General features: G+C 62.6%; 11 protein-coding genes. 9 read left to right on the plus strand and 2 right to left on the minus strand.

The window, feature by feature from the left end; translation table 11 throughout:
- Nucleotides 1-13: 13 nt before the first annotated feature.
- From GTW58_RS07430 to GTW58_RS14985, 9 genes are all read left to right on the plus strand, one after another.
- Complete coding sequence (locus GTW58_RS07430) at nt 14-4,435, plus strand: glycosyltransferase (protein WP_119932777.1); 4,422 nt, start codon at nt 14-16, stop codon at nt 4,433-4,435.
- On the plus strand, nt 4,432-4,809 hold the full coding sequence (locus GTW58_RS07435) for a hypothetical protein (RefSeq protein ID WP_119932778.1): 378 nt from the start codon (nt 4,432-4,434) through the stop codon (nt 4,807-4,809). Before GTW58_RS07430 ends, GTW58_RS07435 begins: the two co-directional genes overlap by 4 nt.
- Nucleotides 4,809-7,676 (plus strand): glycosyltransferase, encoded by a 2,868-nt coding sequence (locus tag GTW58_RS07440; RefSeq protein WP_119932779.1) that lies wholly within the window; start codon nt 4,809-4,811, stop codon nt 7,674-7,676. The genes GTW58_RS07435 and GTW58_RS07440 overlap by 1 nt, the downstream gene beginning before the upstream one ends.
- Complete coding sequence (locus GTW58_RS07445; protein WP_119932780.1) at nt 7,676-9,628, plus strand: heparinase II/III domain-containing protein; 1,953 nt, start codon at nt 7,676-7,678, stop codon at nt 9,626-9,628. The genes GTW58_RS07440 and GTW58_RS07445 overlap by 1 nt, the downstream gene beginning before the upstream one ends.
- A 76-nt stretch (nt 9,629-9,704) precedes the next feature.
- A complete protein-coding gene (locus GTW58_RS07450; RefSeq protein ID WP_119932781.1) occupies nt 9,705-10,109 on the plus strand; it encodes a PASTA domain-containing protein in 405 nt (134 codons plus the stop codon).
- Nucleotides 10,106-11,686 carry a hypothetical protein gene (locus tag GTW58_RS07455; RefSeq protein ID WP_157980474.1) on the plus strand — a complete coding sequence of 527 codons (1,581 nt, stop codon included), beginning with the start codon at nt 10,106-10,108 and terminating at the stop codon, nt 11,684-11,686. The genes GTW58_RS07450 and GTW58_RS07455 overlap by 4 nt, the downstream gene beginning before the upstream one ends.
- Nucleotides 11,683-13,404, plus strand: a complete 1,722-nt coding sequence (locus tag GTW58_RS07460) for a heparinase II/III domain-containing protein (protein ID WP_119932783.1) — start codon at nt 11,683-11,685, stop codon at nt 13,402-13,404. The genes GTW58_RS07455 and GTW58_RS07460 overlap by 4 nt, the downstream gene beginning before the upstream one ends.
- 162 nt (nt 13,405-13,566) lie before the next feature.
- Nucleotides 13,567-15,252: a glycosyltransferase family 4 protein gene (locus GTW58_RS07465; RefSeq protein ID WP_168023491.1), complete on the plus strand. Its 1,686-nt coding sequence runs from the start codon at nt 13,567-13,569 to the stop codon at nt 15,250-15,252.
- Nucleotides 15,249-16,430: a glycosyltransferase family 4 protein gene (locus tag GTW58_RS14985; RefSeq protein ID WP_119932785.1), complete on the plus strand. Its 1,182-nt coding sequence runs from the start codon at nt 15,249-15,251 to the stop codon at nt 16,428-16,430. The genes GTW58_RS07465 and GTW58_RS14985 overlap by 4 nt, the downstream gene beginning before the upstream one ends.
- Here GTW58_RS14985 and GTW58_RS07475 read toward each other — a convergent pair.
- Both GTW58_RS07475 and GTW58_RS07480 read right to left on the minus strand, forming a co-directional pair.
- The gene (locus tag GTW58_RS07475; RefSeq protein ID WP_119932786.1) at nt 16,421-17,428 is read right to left on the minus strand and encodes a polysaccharide pyruvyl transferase family protein; all 1,008 of its coding nucleotides are present in this window, start codon (nt 17,426-17,428) and stop codon (nt 16,421-16,423) included. The genes GTW58_RS14985 and GTW58_RS07475 overlap by 10 nt on opposite strands.
- Nucleotides 17,425-20,220 (minus strand): hypothetical protein, encoded by a 2,796-nt coding sequence (locus tag GTW58_RS07480; RefSeq protein WP_119932787.1) that lies wholly within the window; start codon nt 20,218-20,220, stop codon nt 17,425-17,427. Before GTW58_RS07480 ends, GTW58_RS07475 begins: the two co-directional genes overlap by 4 nt.
- Nucleotides 20,221-20,245 lie beyond the last annotated feature (25 nt).

Raw genomic sequence — 20,245 nt, forward strand, 5'->3', positions numbered from 1 at the left:
CCCAGGATCGCCAGTGCACGACGACGAACGCCGCAGTCCCCGGCACACCCGGCGCCTGCTGAGGACACAGGTTCAACGCTCACCCGAAGACACCCTTGCCCAGTTGGAGTCCCAGCAGGCACGGGTGCGGCACCTCACGGCCCAGGTCAGACAACTGCAGACGGCATTGAAGGCCGAAACCGTCGCCAAGGGCAAGCTGAGCAGGCAACTCAAGGAGCGTGAAGAGAAGAAGTCCCCCGGAACGGCTGGGCAATCCGGTTCAACGGGCACGGACCCCGAACCCTCCGAGACAGCGGCCCACGGTCGCGCAGAAACCACCGGAGAATCCAGCGCAGAAGCCGGCCCAGCCACCCCGGAGCCGAACACCCCACCTGCGGAGTTGGATCTCTCGGCCCTGATGAACCTGCTGGAGACCCAGCCCAGTTCCACGTGGCTGGCGGCCGTGCTCAACCGGATGTGGTACCGGGAGGGCAGGATTCGAGACTGCCTGGAACTGATCGATTGCCACACTGAGCTGCTACCGGAGATGACGGCAGGGCAGGCCCAACTGGTGGGCAAGATTCGCGGCACCGCGCGACTTGAAGAAGTCCTCGACCGAATCGTTGCGCAGAGGTCCCCCGGTCCCGCCTATGTGCCGGAGGCCGACAGGGTGATGTACTGCGCGTACTCAACCCCCGTCTATCACTCCAACGGCTACAGCATCCGTACCCGCGGGGTGGTCCACGGGTTACGGGCAGCCGGCGCGGATGTGTTCGTCACGGCACGTGCCGGCTACCCGTGGGACATGAGTTCGGCCGCCGACAAGCCCACCCGACGTCGTCGTGAAGTGCAGTCCATGGACGGGGTGGAGTACGTCCACCTGCCCGAAGGCGATCTCAACACTTTGCGCCCGGATGATTACGTCCAGGTGGCCGCGGATGCGTTCGTTCGGGAGGCGCGCCTGCGCCGCCCGACTTTGATCCAGGCCGCGTCCAACTTCCTCAACGGTCTACCGGCCTTGATCGCCGCCAGGCGCTTGGGTGTGCCGTTCGTCTACGAGGTCCGCGGCTTGTGGGAGGTCACGGAAGCTTCGGCCAAAGAGGGCTGGGAGCAGACCGACCGCTATGCGTGGCAGGCCCGGATGGAGGCTTTTGTGGCCTCCCAGGCCGATCAGGTCCTGGCCATCACCCAAGAAACAGAGGATGAGCTTGTCCGGCGCGGAGTGCCCGCGGAACGCATCGAGCTGCTGCCCAATGGCGTGGACACCGAGTCCTTCCTACCGTTGCCGCGCGATGAGGCTTACGCCAAGAAGCACGGGATCTCCCTGGATGTGCCCGTGATCGGATTCGCAGGATCTCTGGTGGATTACGAGGGCCTGGACGCCCTGGTCCAGGCCGCCAACATCTTGCGCGGCCGCAAACTGGATTTCCAGATGGTCATTGCCGGCAGCGGGGGCGTTTACGAACAGCTCAAGGCCTACAAGACAGCCCACAAGTTGGGGTCCCGAGTACGTTTTGTGGGCCGTCGTCCATCGGGTGAAATTCCCCAGCTGCTTTCCTGCGTGGACATCGTGGCCTGTCCGCGCAAGTCCCTGCCCGTCACGGAAATGGTCTCCCCGTTGAAGCCCTTGGAGGCTTTCGCAGCATCCAAGCCCGTGGTGCTCTCCGATGTTTCCCCGCATCGGGTGTTGGTGGGAGCGGGGCAGGAGCGCGGTGAACTTGCGGCAGCGGGTAATCCCAAAGCCTTGGCCGATGCCTTGCAGAGGCTTCTCACGGATCCCGAACTCCGCACGGCCAAGGGGCGTGCCGGCCGACTCTGGGCCGTGGATGAACGGCAATGGTCGAGGCTTGGCACCACGGTGCGCGGCTTCCATGAACAGGCTCGGCGGCACCACGCCGACGACGCCGGTGTGGCACGTTCCGTGGATCAGCTGCGGATCGGTCTCATTGCAGATGAGTTCACCACAAAAACGCTGCAGCGCGCCGCCACGATCGTGCCTCTGGACCGCGGTGGTTTCCGGGACCAGATCGACGGCCAACTGGACCTGGTGCTGATCGAATCAGCCTGGAGCGGCAACGACGGTCAGTGGCACCGGGGGGTGGGGTACTATTCGGAGGACGAGGACGCATCCTTGCGTGAGTTGTTGGCGCTGTGCCGTGACCGTGGTGTTCCCACGGTGTTCTGGAACAAGGAGGACCCGGTACACATCGAAAGGTTCCGGGCCACGGGAGCGCGCGTGGACCATGTGTTCACCACCGATGCGGAGATGATCACGCGCTACTTGGCCGAGGCGCACACCCGAGCGGACGGGGCAGCGGTCACGGCGTCGTCGTTGCCGTTTTACGCCGACCCCGCCGTGCACAACCCGCTGCCCAGCAACCGCCCGTACGAAGACACCGTGGCCTACGCGGGGACGTTCTACGGCGAGCGCTACGCGCAACGCTCCGCTCAGCTCACGGAGTTGCTGCGCGCAGCCAAGGAGCACGGGCTGGTGATCTATGACCGTCAGTTGGCCATCCCGGATTCGCCCTACCGATTCCCACCGGAGTTCGCCGACGACGTCCACGGTGCCCTGCCCTACGACCAGGTCCTGGACAGCTACAAATCCCACATGGCGAATCTCAACGTGAACTCCGTGGCGGATTCACCCACCATGTTTTCCCGACGTGTGGTGGAGATCGCCGCCAGTGGCGGGGTTCTGATCTCCGCCTGGTCGCGGGCCATCACCGAGGTGTTTGACGGTCAAATTCCCAACACGAACAACCCCATGTATTGGCGGGCTTTCCTGGGCGGGTGGGCCAACGACCCCGACGAGCACCTGGCCGAAGCCTGGATGCAGATGCGTGCCGTGCTGCGCAGCCACACCGTGTCATCGGCGTTGATCCTGATGGCTCGGACGGCCGGTGTACGCGTGGCCGGAATCCAGCTGCCTGCCTGGGGATCCGACGCCTTGGCTGGTGACTTCGAACGCGTGCTCAACCAGTCCGTACCTCCCACCGCGGTCCGTGCCGACGGCGCATCCGAGCACCACCGGGCCTTGGCCAGGGCACGTGGGGTGACCGTGCTGGATGCAGGGCAGCCGATACCGGAGACGGTCACGTGGTGGGCCGAGATCCCCGCGGATGCCGGACGCACTTGGGCCGAGGACCTGCTCTACGCGAGCTTGTGGGGGTCCTGGGACGCTCTGGTCTCCCGGCACCGTGGCACAGATGCGGCAGACGGTCGCAAGATCGCGGTGCCGGGTCCCGCCGCGCAAGATCGGTCCGGTGGCATGGTGCTTTGCAGGCAGCTGCTCGGCACGGAATCGGGTCCGGGGGCGGTGGGCCAGGCCATGGCGGCCGCTCAGAACCCGGTGAATCTCACCGTTCCCCGCGCCTCCTCCCAGCACGCAGTCGCAGGTGACGACGCAATCCGCGAGCAGGTCGAAAACCGCAAGGATGCCGGAGCCGTCCTGATCGCAGGTCACGATCTCAAATTTGCTCAACCGTGGATCGATCACCTTCAGGGGCAGGGTCACCGAGTGCTGATCGACCAGTGGGAGAACCACGTGGAGCACGATCCCGCCCGCTCTCAGGAGCTGTTGGCCCAGGCCGACACCGTGTTCTGCGAATGGGGTCTGGGCAACGCTGTGTGGTACTCACAGCGCGTCCGCCCCGGGCAACGCTTGGTGGTGCGGGTGCACGCCCAAGAACTCCGTCGCCCGTATCTGAGCCAGATCAATCACCAGGCCGTGGATCAGTACGTGTTCGTGGGGGAACTGATGCGGGAAGCAGCCATCCGTTCTCACGGCGTGCCACGATCCAAGGCGTGTGTGATCCCCAACTTCGTGCGGGCCAAAGAACTGGCGGCGCCCAAGTCGGAGGAGGCCGAATTCACCCTGGGTCTGGTGGGTATCGTTCCCCAGATCAAGAGGCTGGATCGCGCCGTGACCGTGATCGAGGATCTTGCCCAGCGCGATTGCCGGTGGCGGCTGCGGATCAAAGGCAAACGCCCCGAGGACTACGCCTGGATGCTGCGTCGCGAAGACGAAATGGCCTGGTACAACCAGTGCTACGCCCGAATCGAGGCGCTCAAACAGCGGGTGGGACGCGACGACGTCGTTGTGTTCGATCCACACGGGGACGACATGGCGCAGTGGTTCCAAGGGATCGGCTACGCACTGTCCGTGAGTGATCTGGAGTCCTTCCACCTGACCCTGCCCGACGGTGCTGCCTCGGGAGCCGTACCGGTGTCCCTGGCGTGGCCGGGGGCTGATCGGATATACCCCCGGGACTGGCTGGTGTCCTCGCTCCAAGACATGAGTGAGCGGATCGCCATGTTGCAGGCCAATCCCGATGCCCGCAGGGAATTGCTGACCACTGCGTTCGCTTTTGTGGACAACACCATGGCCGAGCCGACAGTATTCCAAGACCTGGACAATGCCCTGACGGGAGAGCAAGGGAAGGATCCGGCATGAGCGAAGCTCAGGAATTGACCCCCCAACAGCAACAACTGCGCGAGGTGCTGCGCACCCAATCCCACGATGTTTCCTCCCTGGCCGGCGAGCTGGCCAGCAGCTATGAGAAGGAGATCGGGTTTCTCAGCGGCCTGATGAGCCGCGACCAGGAGATCAAGAAGCTCAAGGCCAAGAACAAGGCCTACAGGCAGAAGCACGACCCCCAGCAGAAGAAGATCTGGTGGCTGGAATCAGAGCTGAATCGGCACAAGGACGCATTGGCTGCAGAGCGTGAGAAGAACGAATATTTGACCAAGCGCCTGGCTGCCCTGCAGGCGTCACCGCTGGGTAAGGCTCAAAGAGCCTACTGGAGCCTGCGATCGAAGGTGCGCTGATGGCCAAGCTCGATGTCAATCAAGCGCTGAAACGCCAGGCGAATCTCAAGGAGCGCGTGGCACAGCTGAAGTCCCTCAAGACCCAAGCTGTGGCCGATGCCCAGTACTACTCCTCGGTGGGCTTCCGCACCACGTTGGCCACCAAACCGGAGGCCGTGGCCTGGAGCCCGTCACGCACGGTTGATGAATACCAACGACGCCGCGCCGCAGTCGCCCGGGACACTGAAGTCGAGCAGATGGTTGCCGCGGCCGCTGATCTGCCGAGCTTCACGGGCAGCCGTTCGTTGATCCCGCACAACGTCAAAGTGGCGTTGATTTGCGATGCGTTGCTCTTCGATTCCTTGGACGGCACGGCGGAGATCCGTTACGTGACCCCGCAGAACTGGCGGGAAACCATCGACTGGGCAGACACGTTGCTGGTGGCCTCCACCTGGCGTGGCCGGTTCGAGGACTGGCACGGGACCATCGGTGCCAACAATCTCCTACGTGCGGAGGTCATCCCTCACGCCCGCGGACGGGAGATCCCGGTGATCTTCTATTCCAAGGAGGACCCGCCGAATTACGCCAAGTTCCTGCCCGTGGCGCGTGAGGCGGATTTCATCGTGACCTCGGACGATCTCAAGATCCCCGAGTACATCGCCGAGTGCCCGCAGGCCCGCAACGTCGTCTCCACCACGTTCGGGGTGAACCCGGCACTACACAACCCCACGGGTTCGCGCCGCATCCGGGACCAGCGTGTGCTGTTCGCGGGCTCTTGGCTGAACCACAAGTACCCCAAGCGCCAGCAGGCTGCGCGCCAGTTGTTCGAAGGGATCTTGGGCTCCGGGCGAGACCTGTTGATCGTGGATCGCAACAGCCGGCTGGGGGATGAGCGCTACCACTTCCCGGACCAATACCTGCCCTACATGGGCCCGGGGATTGACCACGACGACTTGATGCGCCTGCAGCGGACCGTGGATGTGCATCTGAACCTGAACTCGGTCAACTACAGCCCCACCATGTTCGCCAACCGTGTGGTGGAACTACTGGCCATGGGTGGGCTGGTGGTCTCCAACTACTCCATGGCGGTCAATGATCTGTTCCCCGAAGTGCAGATCATCGACAACGCCCGCGATGTCGGTGCCACACTCGAGGCTGTCTCGGGCGAGGAACGCTACCGCGCTCAGGTCTCCGGTATCCGCCGGGCTTTCACGGAGCACACCGCTCACGCTCGAATGGCCGACATCCTGGGCTCTGCCGGATTCGATGTCCACCCGGCGCAGCCGCGGGTGGCGGTCACCGCACCGGTGGTGACCAGGCAACTGCGCCGGCTGGCCGATCAGCAATCGCTGCCTGTCACGGTGCTGGATCACGATCAACTGGGCCAACGCCGGGACGAGTTCGACGTTGCGGTGACCCTGGATCCGGACTACGCCTACGGGCCGGACCACATTCAAGAGTTGGTTAACGGGTTCGCATACACGAACGCGCAGACCGTGACTCGATTGGGTGCACAACGTGGCGGCACCACGGAGCACGCCGAAGCCTACGAGTTCGTAGAACACGCGTCACTGGATGCCGGGCGCAGCGCTGTGTGGCTGGATTCGGAAGCGGGCCAACGCCTGCTCGCCGATGGCTCCGTGAGCGGTGCGGCCTACGCCATTGATCCCTTCAGCGTGGACATCGCCCCCACCGAGTCCATCGAATTGGCGACCCCGGCCACCGACGGGGTGGAGCGGGTCCGCGCACACGAATCCGTACCCGCCATGAAGCCAGGCGATCCGGAACTGACCGTGATCGTGCCGGTGTACAACAACGGTCGGTTCCTGGAACACAAGTGCTTCCGCTCCTTGGCCCGGTCTTCAGCTTTTGACCGCATGGAGATCTTGCTGATCGACGACGGCTCCACGGACGGGGTCACCCCACAGATCGTGCGCAACCTGGCACAGCGCCACCCCGATCAGGTCAAGGCCTACGCCAATCCCCGTGGCGGGTCCGGCAGCGCCTCGCGGGCCCGCAACCAGGGTCTGGAGATGGCCTCAGCACCGTTCGTCACCTACTTGGATCCTGACAACGAGGCCCTGGGCGATGGTTTCGCCAACCTCCTGGACATCGCCAAACGCACCGGAGTCGACTTTGCCATCGGCAACATGCTCAAGCTCTCCACCCGCCGGTGGCGCGTGGACAACACCGGGCACTTGAGCAAGCACCTCCCGGTGTCCCGGGAGGGTGGCCTCAGCTCACCGGCCGACGCGCTGGAGTTGATCAACTTCCAGCCCATGTCCATTCAAGCTCTGGTTGCTCAAACCGGGTGGCTGCGCTCCATCGGGATGCACCAACCCTTGGGCGCGCTGGGGCAGGATTCTTATGCCTTCCAACAGATGTTGCACGGCGCACGACGCATTGCATTGGCCGGGGAGACCATCCACGTCTATTACGGCGCGGTGTCCAATTCGATGGTCAACACCGTGGGGCCCGGGTTTTTCCGGAAGTACCTGCCCATGGAGCAGGCCCGCTCCGAATGGCTCAAGGAACAGGGGCTCTACCAGGCCTACTGTGCCAACAGGGCCCGCCCTTTCCTGGCCGGATGGATCCTCGGCAAACTCAACCGGGACGTGGCGCTCCAAGACCTGGCCGAATGCCGTGACCTGGTGCATCAATTGGCTGCGTTCTATGAAATCGAGTTGGAGGAGATCACCGACGACGACGGTCACTCGATCCTGGCCATCAAGGAGGTGCCCGACGTCGTCACCGATCCTGGTGTGGACATTGATCCCAATGTGGAAATTGATCCCGATGTGGAAATTGATCCAAACGTGGAGATCGACCGACCGATGGAAGACCCGGGCACGGCCCTGGCCGAGGATGCCGAACGGGCGGGACCCTGATGGTCAATCTCGACGCGGCGCGGCGGCAGGTGATTGGCTCCAATTTCCAGGCCAAGCCGAAAGATCCCAAGCTGGTGCGGTCCCTGTTGGCCGGAAAGCTGGTCATGACGCCGCACAAGGCGTGGTCATTACCGGCCGAGCCCACGTGGACCGAGGACCCGTTCGACGATTTCAACTGGCAGTTCCAGTTCCACATGCTGCGTTGGATGGATCCGCTGCGTCGGGAAGGTCTCAACGGCAATCACCAGGCCACGGAGATGTGGCAGCGCTATGCCCGGTCTTGGATCGCGGCCAACCCGCCCGGTGCCAGTGAATCCAAGTGGGCCTGGATTGACATGACCGACGGCATCCGCGCCCAAGAACTGTGCTTCGGCCTGGCTCTGGTGGGGGAGCAGGCGTGGTTGGTGGAATCTGTCCGTCAGCACGGGCAGTGGCTGGCGGATCCAGAGCACTTACAGCCCGGCAACCACGGCATGCACCAGCTCAACGGCCTGTTCGTGGTGGGCGCGGTCTTGGAGGACCAAGAATTCCTCCAGCGCGCACTGGACGGCATTCAGCAGTTCCTGGAAGCCGCGTGGGATCACCAAGGCATGAACGCCGAAGGTGCGATCACCTATCACCGGCAGAACTTGACCTGGTGGGAGGACACCCTCAAACGTCTGGATCTTGAGGGCATCAAACGGCCACCGGCAGCCGAGCGGCTGGCACTGGTGCCGGAGATCCTGGCGCACGAAACCACGCCGTTGGGGCGATTCGCGCGCGTTGGTGACACGGATGGTTCTTCCCCGTCGGTCGTGGATCACCCCTTCACGGACTTCGTCACCTCGCAGGGCAAGCGTGGGGCCCATCCGAGCAGCACCACCGCGGTGTATGACGCCGGCTACGCCTACGTGCGCAGCGGATGGGGCACCGGCGAACGAGCTTTTCAGGACGAGACCTACTTGACGGTTCTGTTCGGGGCCCAGAATAAACAGCACGGGCACGCCGACGGCACCAGCCTCACCTACGCGACCAACGGCGTGCAGTGGTTGGATGATCAGGGACGCTTCCACTACGGCCGGGATGCCACCCGGCGTTACGTGGTTTCCCGTGCTGCCCACAACTTGGTCGTGTTGCCCGGCAAGTCACCCCGCAAAACCCGAACGGTGACCTTGGAGCATTTCCGGGAAACGGAGGCCGCCGTCGATTTCCTGCTCACCGATCCCAGTTACGACGACGTCACCATCCGACGTCGTGTGGTGTACCTGCGGCACTGGGATCTGACCCTTGTGCTGGATGCCGTCCAAGCTGATGAGCCCGTGGAAGCGGAACAGAGGTGGCACTGTGGACGAGGGATCAGTGCCAAGGCGCTGTCCCTGGGCTTCGCGCTGTTCAGTGAATCCGCTGACTTTCACGTGGCCGCCTTGACTCCACAAACCCGGCGGGACATCCGCAACGGCCAAGAGTCGCCGATGATCGGCTGGACTTCAGCCGGGTGGCGGAAACGCGCCGCAGTCGATGTGGCCACCACCTACGATGCTGGCACGGACTTGCAGTTCGCCTCCTTGCTGGGTACCTGGTGCCCACCGGCGGTGGATCTGCTGCAGCAGGCCCTCAAGACGGAACCCGCGGTCGATGCCGACTTGGACCACCTGATCCCTCACGCACTGCTCGAGTCTCCCTGGCCCGGTGCCCTGAAACCTGCTTCCCGTCAGAAGCCTGCGGAGCTGCTGGCGGAGGCCGAGATCGTGGCGCCGGGGCTTGCGCGCGTGATTGCCGATGGGCCCCATCGCTACTTCGGATTCGATGTCTTTGACGGGACCCATCTGGTTGCCGCTGGACCGTGGATCGGGCGCGGGGAATTCACCACCTCCCTGGCAGGACTTGCACACCCCCGAATCCGAGTGAGACACCGGACAACCCCGGAGGACCGGCAGCACATCACGCTGGATGTTGGCTCACCCGCCCGCTGAAGCTGATCCGTGCCCGGGACGTTTTTCACCACTTGCCATGAACCCCCACAAGAAAAATCCGAAAGGAACCTGCCTGATGTTGTTCAATTCCCCCCGACAACTGCGCCGTCCTGCCTTGCTCTCCGCCATCGCTCTGACCGCCGGACTTGCCCTTGCCGGATGTGGCGGCGCAGAGGACACCGCGGACGAGGAAAGCTCCTCTCAAGCCACGGAGACCACGGAATCCACCTCGGAGGCCACCGCAGAGTCCTCCGCTGAGTCGTCACCACCCGAGGACGGCACCGTTCCCGACTTCACGGAGGGGTCCCTCTACGATGCCATCGTCTTCGCCCGAGAGAACGACCTCAGCTATGAGCTGGACGGAGCTGAAATCGGTGACATCGAAAACACCCGCGAAGTCACCGTTACGGATCAAGATCCGGAACCTGGAACAGAGTTCGCACCGCGTGACGTGCTGATTCTGACCGTAGAACAGCAGTGACACCAACTGCTCAGCGCCTGATGAGCCTGGTCCCGGGGCTTCACTTACCGCTGCCCGAGCATCTGGACAGTGAAGCCCCGCGGCCGCTGCGGCACCGCAAGGGCCCGGGACCGTGCGAACACCTGCGCCAGGTCGCCGCGATCGAACATGAGGGCACCGCCACCGGTGTGGCGGTGACTGATCGATTCGTTGCCGCAGGTGAAAATGCTCAAGCACCCACTGTCACTTGGTCCTGCGCCGAGGGTGAGCAGTGGTTGCTACGCGGTTCCGGCATCGAGGTTTTCCGAGACGGAACCAAGTCCCTGGAACTGACCTGGCAGTCCACGGCACCGCTGTCAGTCACCTGGCACGACCCCGTCGGGCCACCTCCCGGTGGGCTGCCCAATCCTGCCTTCGCCCACGGCTGTGTGGAGATCACGGTTCTGGACTCTGCAGCCACTGCCGAGTCGGCCAACCCGGCAGAGACCACAGACACGGCAGACTCGGCAGCGGTGACGGAAGACGGCGCACCTGACGTGTATGAAATCCGCACGGAAATCCGTTCGAGGGAATTCCTCTACCAGGATTGGGGTCTCACTCCGGAGGCCACAGGCTGGAGGCGCTTCCTGGGTGAAGTTCCGGTCAACTATTACGTGGATCCGGTGCCCGGCGCCGAACACGCGGTTGTGGTGTTCTCAGCGTTGGGCCCGAAAGGTAGTTTCACGTACAACTACAAGCGCTCGCTGGACGCGCTTCCGGCCCACAAGATCTACGTGCTGGACGACTTTGGCGACCAAGGAGCCTATTTCCACAGTCACCATCGGCATCTGGGCATCCACAGGTCCGTGCTTGCTGCGCTTCAAGCAGCGCTGCTGGACCTGGGAACACAGCCGGATCACACGCACACGGTGGGTTCCTCCAAGGGTGGGACGGCGGCACTGATGTTCGCTGCCGAGCTAGGGGCCGCCACCGTGATTGCGGGCGCACCCCAGATCAAGATCGGTTCCTTCTTGAGTTCACCACATCCCAACATTCTGAAGTTCATGACGGGCGGGACTTCTCAAGAGGACATTGCCTGGGCCGATGACATCTTGCGTCCCTACATTGCCCGGCTGGGCGATTCCACTCAGGTGACGGTGGTCATCGGGGACAAAGATCACCACTTCCGCGATCACCTACCGGTACTGCAAGACATGGTCCATGGGACGGGGGCACCGGCACCGCGGGTGGTAACGCTGCCGGGCATTGATCACGCGGGGATTGGAACGCCGTTCCGCCAACTCATGCCGCAGCTACTGCGCAACGCCATCGGGGTCTCCGATGTATCCACGTACGAACTCGAGGGATGGCAGTTCATCACGTCCGTCACCGGTGGGCAGGTCGAGCTGCAAATGGTGTCCCCGGCAAACCCCCGGACCCCTGCGGCCGTCTACCTGGTTCAGGACGGTAATGCCGCGCACAAGGTGCCGTACAGCCCGGACAGTCGGACCCTCACGTTTGCATTGGCGGCAGGCAGACAGTCTCGTTTCCGATTCTTCGTCAAGGAAGGGGATTCCAGGCAGACCTTGTCCACACCCCCTCTGACGGGAGCACCGTGACTGACCCGGCTCCGGTGCGATTGGAACCCGTCACCCAGGCGATTTTGGCCCTGGTGCCTGAGCACGCCGCGGACGTGGCACGACGTCGGGCCGAAGCGTTGCTGGATGATGGTCGCCTGGAGCATCCCCACCTGGGACCAATCCCGGCCGACCCCACCCTGACGTGGGCAACGGTGACCGGACGCACCAATCTGCGCTACGTCCACGGTTTCCTGTTCCTGGCCGACTGGCACGCGACCGTCTTGCCGGACCGCAACGATGCCGTGACAACCTGCGCGCAGATGTTCGTGACCTGGGCCGACGGGCACCCGACGCCCGCAGGCCCGGAAGCCTTGGCAGGTGCCGACGATGCACAGTCCGCCATGGCCTTCCACGATGAGACCACGGCGCAGCGCAGCCTGCACCTGAGCCGACTGATCATCGAGCACTGGGATCGCATCGGCCCGGGCGCACGGCCGCAGCCGCAACGGATGCTGCGTGAGCATGCGCAGCTGCTGGCCGCCGATTGGTTCCACGCCGGTGAGAACAATCACGGCATGTTCCAGGACTTCTCCCTTCTTGCCCTCTCTCTGGCCGGAGAGATAACGGATTCACTGGCACCGGCCGAGGTCAGCGGCTATGCGCACCTTGCGATTAAACGCCTGGCGGCATATTTCACGGCATCATTCACCGAAGACGGCGTCCACAAGGAGAACAGCCCCGGGTACCACCTCATGGCTGCAAGATCACTGCGCGATGCGCTGCCAATCGTCCAACATGTTGAGCCTGCCCAGTGGGCGCCTTTGGCTGAGGTCTACAGCCGCGCCGAGCAATACGCCGTCCACTCAATCCTCCCCAACGGCCGACTGCCACCCTTGAGCGACACCAAGCAGTTCAGGGTTTGGTCCTCCAATCATTCCGATACGTTCACGGGCAATGAGTTCAGATCTTCCATGACAGGGGGGCGCTACGGGACCTCCCCCTCAAGGCGAGTAGGCATTTTTCCCGAGGCCGGATACGCCTACTATCGTTCGCGCTGGCCAGACACCAATGCCATTTGGATCATGTTCAAGGCCGGGTACAGGGCCAACTACCATCATCACTGCGACGACCTGTCTTTGCTCTACTACAAGGGCGGCGATCTCGTGCTGTCGGAGGCAGGCCCGTATGGATACGAGCACTCGGACCCCTTGACCACCTATGCATTCAGCCAATGGGCGCACAACAACATCGTCGTGGATGGACGCTCCCTTCCGCGGGTGGATCCGAAACCCGGCGGGATTGCTTTTCGCGACAGGACCATTCACACCGGACGGCCTCGGGTGGTCATGGACGTGCAAGGGTACAACTCTCGATCATCACAATGGCTTCACAGCAGATCCGTCACCGTGGCTGAAGACTGGTCCACTGACCCACAAACCGTTACGACTGAGGTGACGGATCGAGTGACATTTCATGACAATCGCGAACATCACCTCGAAGTACTATGGCATGCGGGGCCCGGCATCGCCATTGAACTGCCGTCCGGGACCACCGCTCAGTTCACCAAGAATGGCATTCCCGTCATCACCATGGAGTGGTCCAGTGCAAGCAACATCGAACCCAGGGTTCTCAGTGGTGGGGCCGAAAGTCCACCTCGCTCGATACGCTTTCCCAAATTTGGCCAGGCAACACCAGGGTCAGTTCTGTCGTTGCGGACAAAAGGGCTGACGCTAGATCTGACCACTACCATTAAATGATCGAGGATTAGGTGACCCGCATGTACATCAAGCCCATGAACACCGCCCACCCAGATGCACGATGAGTGTTGCCCTGGTTATGGTATTGGAGCTGTTTGATTCTGTATGCCATTCGGTCCAAAGCACGTGTATAAAAGACATTTCGGAGGTTTCCCTGTGACCGTGAGATCGAACATTGGACCCGAAACAGGAACGTCCAGAACCTCGACCGACGCCAAGTTCCGGGCTTACGTGGACGAGTTGTTGGCGTTGGACCCAGAGCCTGCCCCGGAGCAACTCATTCGCTCCGCTACCTGGCTGTTCAGCCAACACGCCTTCGACCAGGCGGCGCGGGTTCGAGATGTGGTGGATTCCCGCGTTCGGGACAAGGAATCCAGCTATCTAAAGCTGTCGCGCTCGATTGATGCCAAACGGGGGAGTATCAGTGGCAGCCTGGAGGCCAGCTACCAGTTGATGCAACTGCGTCAGGCCAGCGCGGCCTCGGTGCGGATGCTGGAGGGGCGCATTCGCGAAATCTCCGGATGGGTTCCCCGGATCAGCGGCGAGCCTGAAACCATCACGCCGTCATCGGCAGACACCGTGGTGCATCTGGTCAAAGAATCAGCACCGTACCTTTCCAACGGCTTCTGCTCCCGGAGTCACTACAATTTCAAGGCCGAGCTCGCGGCCGGTCTGAAGCCGGTCGTGCTCACGGAACCCGGCTTCCCGTGGAACACGGAGGCGAACCGGGAGGCTCGCTCGGAGATGCGCCTCGATGGAATCGGGCACTATCACTTCGATCTCGGAGGCGTTGCGGCCAAGGACATACCTGCCGACCAGATGTTGGAGATCTGGGCCGAGTTGGCGTTCCAAAAGGTGAAGATCATCAAGCCTGCGCTCATTCACGCCAGCTCCGGACGCCGAGGCTACGAAACGGCTTTGGTGGGACTGGCGCTCAAGCGCAAGACCGGCCTGCCATTCGTCTACGAAGTCAGGTCATTTTTCGAAGCCAACTGGACCGCCGAGAATGAACGCGAAGCAACCGGGGAGACCTACGAACGTCGGATGGCCACGGAACTGCTGTGCATGCAGGAGGCGGATCGCGTCCTGACCATCGGGGAAGCCATGCGCGACGACTTGGTCGCCCGCGGCATTGCCCAAGAGAAGATCGACATCATTCCCAACGGTGTGGACACCGAAATATTCACCCGTCAGGATCGCGACGAGGAACTGGCCTCGTCACTTGGCCTGGCCGGCGTTCCCACCTTTGGCTACGTCTCCAACATGGACCACTATCGCGAATCACAGGAGACCCTGGTGGAGGCCGCCGCAGTTCTGCGTGAGCGCGGCAGTGAACTGCACTGTGTGCTTGTGGGCGACGGTCCCCGCCGAGCTGTGGTGGAGGGTCTGGCCGAAGAACTCGGGGTGACTGACCGCGTTCACTTCATCGGCCGCGTCCAGCATGAACGGATTCCCGCGTACTATTCGCTGATCGATCTATTCGTGGTACCGCGCATCAATGAACGAGCAGCCACCTATGTCACGCCGCTCAAACCGTTCGAGGCCATGGCGACCGGGCGGCCGGTGATCGCATCGGATTTGCCCGCCTTGCGAGAGATTGTGGCGGCACCTGAGCGCGGCCTGACATTTCCGCCGGGCGATGCGGAAGCACTGGCATCCGTGCTCCACGATTTGGAGAACGATCCTGCAAGACGGCTAATACTGGCCGATGCAGGTCACAGGTGGGCTTCGACGGAGCGCAGCTGGACCTCGAACGGACCACGTTACGCTGCGGCTTTCGCTAAAGTCACTGAGACCGGCCAGGCCACACACCACATGGGGACCGCAGAAGGGGGGCACATCCTGTGAAGGTCAACTACACGGGCTTCCAAGCTTCTGAGGTCAGCCCGTACCTTGAAGTTCACCAAGCCCTGAAAGCAGCCGATCACCGCAACGGCAAACCGGATGTCTTGGCTTACACCTCCGTTGCGCGCATGAATCCTTATCAAGCACTTCTTTACCGGAGTTTCCCTGATCACGGATTCGCGGTGGCTCCGTTGCTGAAGCCATTCGAGTTGCGCGATCTCATGCTGCACAAATCCCGTGCCAGTTCCATCACTCTGCATTTGCACTGGGTGAACTGGGTGCTGGCCGGTGAGCCGGATGCACAACGTGCACAAACGAAGGTCAGCGGAATTCTGGGGCGTATCGACCGCTTCAAGCAGTTGGGCGGCAAATTGGTGTGGACCGCCCACAACGTCTACCCCCATGATGCAGCTCATCTGGAGGCCGAGTTGGCGCTGCAGCAGGGCATCGCCGACCGTTCCGATGTCATCCACACCATGGCTGCATCAACCACGGCGGCCCTGGCCGAGTACACGAACGTGGATGCGCAAAAGGTCCTGGTGGCGCCTCATCCGCACTATCGAGGCGCCTATGAGGACGTCACCTCACGGGCAGAAGCCCGCGCGGTGCTGGGCATCGACGACGACGAAACCGTGTTCTTGGTCTTCGGCGCGCTCAAGGAATACAAGGGTCTGCTGCGCACTTTGGAGGCCTTCGATCAGCTTCTGGACCAGGACCCTTCGGGCCGCTACCGTCTGTTGGTGGCCGGTGGCGCCGACGATCACCCCGACGTGCAAGAGTTCATCAGCCGGGGTCTGCTGCACGATCGGGTCCTGATGGAGCCTTCCAAGATTCCAGGATCCAAGGCTCAGTACTTCTTGCGCGCCGCAGACGCGGGACTGGTCACCTACACCCGTTCGCTGAACAGCGGTGCGGCGTTGTTGTATCAGAGTTTCGGTCTCCCGGTCCTGGCAACGGACACTCCCGTCCTGCGGGAGACTTTGCCGCCGCACACGGCCCTTTTCTTGGACGCGAACGCTGCGGTTGACGAATACGCCGCACAGTTGAAGGCACTCCGGGCACTGGCACGTAGCACCACACAGACTGACGTATTGGATGGAATTGCCCACCTGGATCCTTCAGCGGTCAGTTCAACTTTCGCCCAAGACCTGCGGTCGCGGCTGGGGCTGCGTCAACACTGAGAGGCTATTTCCGTCAGGCAGTCGTGCACCGCGGCAATCTCGGCCACCGCGCCGCGTTCCAGATGGGTCACGCGATCTTTCGGAACGGGCCGATATGCCAAGTCTTCTATGGCATCGTCCGAGTGCTGGGGCTGGATCACGGTGGACAGGCCCGAGTCCTGCACCTGCTGTGCCAACTGTTCGATCTTGTGTGTACCACGCAGCGTCAGGTTTGCAATGCCCATACGCAGACACATGAGCGAGACATGAAACTTCCCTGAGGCCACCACCGAGTAATCGGACAGGGCATCCGTGACACCTTGGATGCTGGATTCCGTCCGAACGGGCAGATCCGGCCACTGCTTTTGGACGGTGGCTGCCTCATCAAAGGCCTCACGCCCTGTGGCGGCCACAAGAAACTCGACGGAGGACCCCCGGTCCTTGGCCCAACGCAGCACACGATCGACGGCGGGGGCCATGTCGGAACTCAGCTTCTTGCGCACCACGATGCCCACAGAACCGCACCCGCAATTCGCGTCTCGAGGAATTAGAGGGTGCGTGTCGAGGGGGTATGCGAAACCGAGATCGGGAGTGATCAGAACATTTTCGGGTCCACCGTGATCCTTGATCCAGGACGCAGTTCCGTCGTCGCGTACGGATACTCGGTCCACGCGAGGATGGTTGAGGAAGTTGATCACGTGGGCGTCAACGTGTGTACGAACAATCGAGTCCTCCAGCCCTGCCCCGATTCCAGAAACCAGGCACGGCCTGTTCACGAGTGCTGTATTCCAGTACAGCGGTGAAACTTGCCTCGGGATGATCAGGTCGCCACCGCCGATGAGGATGGCGTCATAGTCCGCGATCATTTCCCGCGCCTGCTTGGAAAAATACGGCTTGTCCAACAAGTCGTGGACCACTCGGGTGTCGAATGGCAGCTGCTTTTCCCAGATGCTGCGCATGAGTTCGTCACCGTAATTGCCCCAGCCGAAGAATCCCACCAGGCCGACGCGCAGTGTCATCGGTTCAAACTTTCGCAGATGGCGGCCACAGTGTTGGAACGTCCCATCGGGTTGTGACCGCTGGATTCATCCTCATATCGGCGAATGCTCAAGTTGCGGGTCAATTCTGGGTGGGACATTGCGAAGGCCTCCACCTGTGGCAGATCCACCACCCGGTCATGCCCGGAGGAGACATTGACCCAATAGGTCACCTCGGTGGGGAAGCCCTGCGCCTCCCAAGCCTTCAACACGTTGGTCCGCGTGGGGTAGGCCGTGCGCAGATCGGCGGGCAGCTGGTTCTGGAACCGTGCGGACCGCAATTCGTTGACGGCTGCCGCCATCCACCGTGTCCAGTCGATCTGGGCGTTGTTGACCACGGCACGGGCACCGTGGTCCAACACGGCGCAGGACCAGGCCCAGAAGCCCCCGGCCGAGGACCCGAAATACAGGCGGTCGGCCGGCTCAGTGGCGCCGAGGATTCCGGCCAGTCCGCGCAAGGCCCACATGGCACCGGGAATCGCGCTCAACGTCTCAGAGACCTGCCCCCAGGACAGGCTCAGTGCATGCTCCCCGACACTGCCTGGGTCGGCCACATAGATCTGGGAGCAGGGGAACTCTTCCCACCAGGAGGAACGCTGAAACACGGGAGCTCCGTGGGAGCGATCGAGATCCACGGCTCCGTTGAACAACGTCAGCACCTGATCCGATCCGTGGCGTCGCACCACCAGCAGCGGCACAACGGTGTCGCCCAGATCGATGTCCACCCGCGCGGGGCGGTCCACCGGAAAGTCCTCAAGCGTCAAGGATGAAACATCGTAAGGGCTCATCCGCGGCGTGGAACCAAAGTGGGGCCGGGTGACACCGGGGTGATCGGCACCAACGGCCACGGGTCCCGCAGCCGGCTGAGGATCGAACTGAACGTCTTCGATCTGGGCCCGGCTGGCCTTTGACCAAGATGGGCTGAGCGTCTGGTCGGTGAGGGCCATTGCGGCCACCTCCACCACATCACCAGCGCGAAGCCCAGTGGCGCTCACGTGTACCGGCCGTTTGGCGCCGCCACCGTCCCAGGACAGTTGCAGGCGCCCGTTGACCCAGACCTGCATACGCCAGTAGTCCTTCGCGGAGACATGGCCGTAGGTCGAGGTCACGGTGAACCGAAGGTCGCCGTCGCGCTCCAGGGGTGCAAAACGCCGACCGCAGGTCACTGCGGGAAGGAACCACTCCTGGGGAATCTCCACCTGTTGCCCGCTGGTGGGCAGCAGGGCAGCGCTTGCGCCCATCCGACTGATGACCAGGTCGTCGTCGAGGGCAACGCGGGCGCGTTCCCGAGCTGCAGTCGCCCTGGCAGCATTACGGCGTTCATCGCGCATGATCTCGTACAAATTCCGGACGTCATTCTTCCCCAGGAAGTTCAAGACGGGGTGCGCGGCGTTGATCAACTCGGCAAAGAAGAACCCCGATTTCCGGTCGGCCACAGGGAAGGACAGACTCAATTCCAGCATGCGGCGGACGTTGAAACCCACGCAGGTTTGGAAAGCGACGTCCGTTTCATTCATGACTTCGCTGCCCCAGCGGCCCATGCGCATTTCCCAGTAGTACAGGTCACGTTTGTGGTAATCGTGCAGGTCCCCGTCGTACTCCCAGCGCCCCAGGCCTTGATCGAAGTACGCCACTCGCTGGTCCTCGGGCTCGGGCGACTTCACGCGTTCCATGCGCTGCAAGAAAAGGCGGCGCAAGGATTCGACGGTGTTGTTGTCCTCCGTGACAGACCAGTACGCACGCCCGACCTCGTAGCCGAATCCACGCAAATGCACGTAATTGGGGGAGTCGAACTCTCGGATGTAGTGGGGCAGCAACCATGCACCGTGATTCACGGTGGTGTTGGACCGAACAACCTCCTGGAGCTCAGGATTCAGAGCCGCATTCCTGTCCTCCAGATAGAAATACTTGTGCTTGGCACCGGGCACCAAGTCCAACAACCGGTCCACTATCGCCTTGTCCCGAGCGTATGACTTCAGGAACTTGGACTTGCCGGAGGTCTTTGTGGTGTAGGTGAACATCTCCATCTGTTGGCGGTGCTGCCAGCACAGTGCCAGATTGGTGCGGCTGTCCGCACCACCGGTCAAGGACATCACCAGTCGAACGTCCTGCTGTACCAAGTCGCTCATCTGCCGGCCCCACATGGTGCGCACCAATTCCACGCGTTCCTGGACCGACAGGCCCGTGAAAGCGTTGGCCTCACGCGGGAAGAAGCGCTCCACAGCCCACCTGCCCAGCAGCAATCTGTGGTTGGGCAACATGGCATCGACGCCCAGCAGTGGGGTGCGGCTCCAGGCTGCCGCCGTGTTCTGCGCCCCCTCTTCATCGGAGCGAGGCTGATGCTCCACAAGACTGTTGAGCAGATGAAGGTGACTGGCGGCCAGATCGGCCCCTTCGGAGAAGTAGACCGAACGCATCCCCAACGCGTCCTGGTAAAGCCAGACATCCTCATTTTCCCCGGCCAGAACCACATGGCGTCCGCCCAGCACATCCAGGGTCTCCAAGAACCGGTGCTCCGATTCCGCCCAGGCCTCCAGCAGCCGCTCACCGGGCAACATGGTCCGCGGATCCTCACCGGCGTACAGGCACAGGCCGTGGACCAGGACCCACCGTCCGTCGTCGTCAGCGGCCAGGTGGGCCGGCTCCAAGGGATCGTGGGTGAAGGTCCAACCGGAGGCGCCCAGGTCCATGCGGACCCACTCGGGCGGCAGCGGAAGGTCGTGACCGCCGCGATGAACGACGAATCCGCGGGGGAACGGATGGGGGATGGGCACGTGCCACCTTCCTTTACGGCTCACC

Origin of the sequence: Kocuria subflava (genome assembly GCF_012163155.1) — a bacterium.
GTDB lineage: Bacteria > Actinomycetota > Actinomycetes > Actinomycetales > Micrococcaceae > Kocuria > Kocuria subflava.

What these genes read in the sequence shown, in the direction of transcription:
- GTW58_RS07450 (WP_119932781.1), top strand. Translation starts at nt 9,705, where the DNA reads ATGTTGTTCAATTCCCCCCGACAACTGCGCCGTCCTGCCTTGCTCTCC.
- GTW58_RS07445 (WP_119932780.1), top strand. Translation starts at nt 7,676, where the DNA reads ATGGTCAATCTCGACGCGGCGCGGCGGCAGGTGATTGGCTCCAATTTC.
- GTW58_RS07475 (WP_119932786.1), bottom strand. Translation starts at nt 17,428, where the DNA reads ATGACACTGCGCGTCGGCCTGGTGGGATTCTTCGGCTGGGGCAATTAC.
- GTW58_RS07440 (WP_119932779.1), top strand. Translation starts at nt 4,809, where the DNA reads ATGGCCAAGCTCGATGTCAATCAAGCGCTGAAACGCCAGGCGAATCTC.
- GTW58_RS07435 (WP_119932778.1), top strand. Translation starts at nt 4,432, where the DNA reads ATGAGCGAAGCTCAGGAATTGACCCCCCAACAGCAACAACTGCGCGAG.